The organism is Deltaproteobacteria bacterium (assembly GCA_029860075.1).
Lineage (GTDB): Bacteria > Desulfobacterota > JADFVX01 > JADFVX01 > JADFVX01 > JAOUBX01.
In genome coordinates, this window is the sequence record JAOUBX010000154.1 from 1 (window position 1) to 3,574 (window position 3,574).

2 protein-coding genes are annotated in these 3,574 nt (G+C 48.9%); both read left to right on the forward strand.

Translation table 11 applies throughout. The features are described from left to right. A partial coding sequence (locus OEV42_21380; protein MDH3976823.1) for a right-handed parallel beta-helix repeat-containing protein occupies positions 1-2,637 on the forward strand: 2,637 nt, incomplete at its 5' end. Between the two features lie 481 nt (positions 2,638-3,118). Then, on the forward strand, positions 3,119-3,574 hold a 456-nt coding region (locus OEV42_21385), incomplete at its 3' end, for a hypothetical protein (protein ID MDH3976824.1).

Here is a 3,574-nt window from a genome sequence, read left to right on the forward strand (position 1 = left end):
CGACAACAGTGTGTTGAGGCAGATGAAAAAACCGAAATGGCTGAGACGGATGCTGGAGACACTCTTTCTGCGGACGGTAAGTTCTATACCGGAACCGTATTACTGACAAAAGCCGGGGACAATAGTTTTGATTACCGATTCCATGCTTCGGATAGGGTGGCCGATGCTGTCGGCGTACCGACATCAGATAGCGCCGTAAGCGTAACAAACAATCCCCCCGTACTCCTGTGGACTGGTGAGGCAAACTACGAAGGTGATGGTGTTAATCCGGACAGCGCCTCAGGCGGCAGTAATGTTGAGTTCCGGATCAGTTACACTGATGTGGACAACGAGCCCCCAACGTCTATCCAGGTATGGATGGACAAGAATGACAACGGTTCATATGATTCAGCAGAACTAGAACTGCATGACATGTTAGCAGTTGACGGGGAGGATGTTGATTACAGGGACGGCAAACTCTATTCGAGAACCCTGCCTCTTTTATATGTTGTCGATGGCTTTGTCGATTATCGCTTCTATGGCTCGGAGGGTATCGATGATGCCACCGGTACACCTACGGCAGACAATCCGGTAACCGTGACCCCCGTGGTAAGCGGTGTTGCGCCGATTCTTGAGTGGACCGGTGAAACTGGCTACAGCAGTGATGGCGTAGTTCCGGACAGTGGCGCAGGTGGCGCAAACTACACTTTCCGGGTGAAATATACTGATGATAATGCGCCTGCTGTCATCCAGGTCTGGATCGATGAGGATGACAGCAGTACTTATGAGCCGAGTGAGAAGTACACAATGATAGAGGCCGATTCCGGTGATCTTACCTATGCCGATGGCAAGCTCTACACTGCCAAGGAGGTTGTTCCCTTAGTGGCAGATGGTACGGTCAACTATCGTTTCTATGCCAATGATGGTGTTGGTGATGCCACCGGAGTTCCTACATCAAGCGGTACGATTTCTGTCGTTGACCCCATCGAAGTTCCTGCGGAATATGCCACCATTCAGGTGGCCATTGATGCGGCATCTGCCGGGAATTATGTGTTGGTATCGGATGGTACCTACAATGAAAACATCAATTTTAAGGGTAAGGCGATTACGGTCCTGTCGATCAATGGCGCAGCCCTTACAGCCATAGATGCCAACAACGCCGGTGGGCCGGTGGCAACCTTCGACAGTGGCGAAACATCGGCCTCCGTTCTGGATGGATTTACCCTCACAAAGGGAACCGGCATAAGCAACCGTGGCGGCGGCCTCTATATCACCGGCTCTTCACCGACAATTAAAGACAGTGTCATCACAGGACATGCCGGTTTTCAGTTCGGTTCTGGTGGTTATATTCTCAGCAGCAGTTCGCCCACCATTACGGGCACGACCATCAATGGCAATTCATCTCAATATGGCGGTGGACTTTTTGTGGACAGTTCCTCCACGCTTACGCTTACAGACAGTACTATTAGCAATAACACGGCAACAAGTCATTACGGAGGTGGGGTATATCTCAGGGATTCTTCAGCGGCGGTTAGCAATACTGCAATAACGGGTAATGCTGCTTCCAGCAACTGGGGTGGCGGTTTCTATTTAGCAGGGAGCACGACGAACGTAACCATAGATAACAGTACTATTGATAACAATACAGCTACCTACGGCGGTGGTATGTTTGTGACGACCAATGCTACAGTGACGATAACTGATTCTGTTCTTAACAGTAATTCAACCAGCGCGGATGGCGGAGCTGTATATGCAAATGGTGGCGCTGTAGTAAACCTCTACGGGAATGTTATCAGTGGGAACCAGGCCCGCTATGGCAGTGGGGTAGGTATTTCTTTGGCTGTATTAGATCTTGGAACCACAACGATATCAGGCAATGCAGCTTCTGGCTGGGGTGGTGGCGTCTATTTGACAGGAGCTACGGCGAGTGCAACCGTAGATAATAGTAATATTGATAACAATACAGGTTCCTTTGGTGGCGGTATGTTTGTATCGACTGACGCTGTGGTGACAGTAAGGGATTCAACTTTTAATAGTAATTCAACCAGTGCGGATGGCGGGGGTGTATATGCAAACGGTTCCGCTACTGTAAATTTCTACAGGAGTGTTATTGGTGGAAACCAGGCCCGCTATGGTGGCGGAGTAGGATTTACTGTGGCCCTGGTTGAGCTTGAGAACACAAGGATATCAGGCAATAAGGCTTCCAGGGGGGGCGGTATTTACATAGGTTCCGCTTCCGCCGTACTGACCACGACCAATAGTACTATTGGTGGTAATTATGCGTCTGCATACGGTGGCGGACTTTTTGCCGATGGTACGGTGATGCTTACCAACTCCATTTTCTGGGGCAATATTTCTTCCAACGACAATGAAATCTACAACACTGTAGACTCGGCCAATGTTTTTAACTCGGACATTGATAAGGACGGTTACGAGGGAATCAACGGCAATATAAGGCTGGACCCTTTGTTTGTTAGCTCAATCGCTGATCCTGAAGGAGAGGTTCCTACGGCTTCTGGTGACTACCATCTCCTATCCGGTTCACCCGCTATAGATGTTGGTACTGCAACAGGTGCGCCCACCGATGATATTGATGGTGATGCAAGGCCTTACGGTACAGGTTACGATATGGGTTCTGATGAGTATGTCGTGAATTGAAAGCGCCGGCCGGTTATTTGTCGGAAGGCAACCTAACATGCTTCCCCTGTCTTGAGCCTTAAGAAAGGATCAGATTTTTCTCTTATGCAAATTTTGAACAGTCTCAGAGGGATACTATTCCTTTGCCTGCGGATTTATATCCCTCACTCCAGGTATTCAGTTTTGCTTTCTTCCGCCATCTCTTCGGAATGTTCTTCCCTGGGCTGATTATGCTTTGCCAGTCCCAAAATATAGTCTCTTTATACCAGACCAAATCTCCTCACGGTAAAAGCCGGAATTGCCTCTCAGAATAATTTGCCTATTGGCCCGGTCCTTACGTATCGACGCCACAATGCGGGATAAGTGTCGTTTTTTTGACAAAATGTTAGAAATAGGCAAAAAAAAATTGCACAATTTGGAAAATAAGGTATAATTTGCGCTTTAAATCAAGTCGAGGCAGGAAAAAATATCTGCCATAATAATTATCCATTAAGAAGGTCCAATGAGTAAGAAACAATTATATCTGATAATCGCTTTGTTAGTCCTGTCTGTTTGCAATCCATTGTTATCGCAAGCGATGACGGTAGGCCCCCCCCATGAGGGGGTGGTTTGCAATACCTGTCATGGGGAGGGTGGTTTGAACGCTATCTACGGCAGGGCTCCGCAGTGTTTGAACTGCCATAACAGTAACAGTGTGGCGAAGAAGATGCCTTTTGCGATGAACGATACGTCACGCTTGTTTAACTTCACTTCACATCAAGGCGGCGCCTCAGAGAACAACTCCCATGCCTGGGGTGTTCCCCTGGAAGAGGGGAGAGCCGGGGCCACGGTTCCCCCTGAAAAGGCGGGCACTTATGTGAGTGATAAAAGCCGCGCAATGGGGAAGCTTTCCTGCCCCTCCTGCCACAGCGGTCATGAAAATAGCTACCGGGCCATGCTGCGGGGCCCCTATGATATT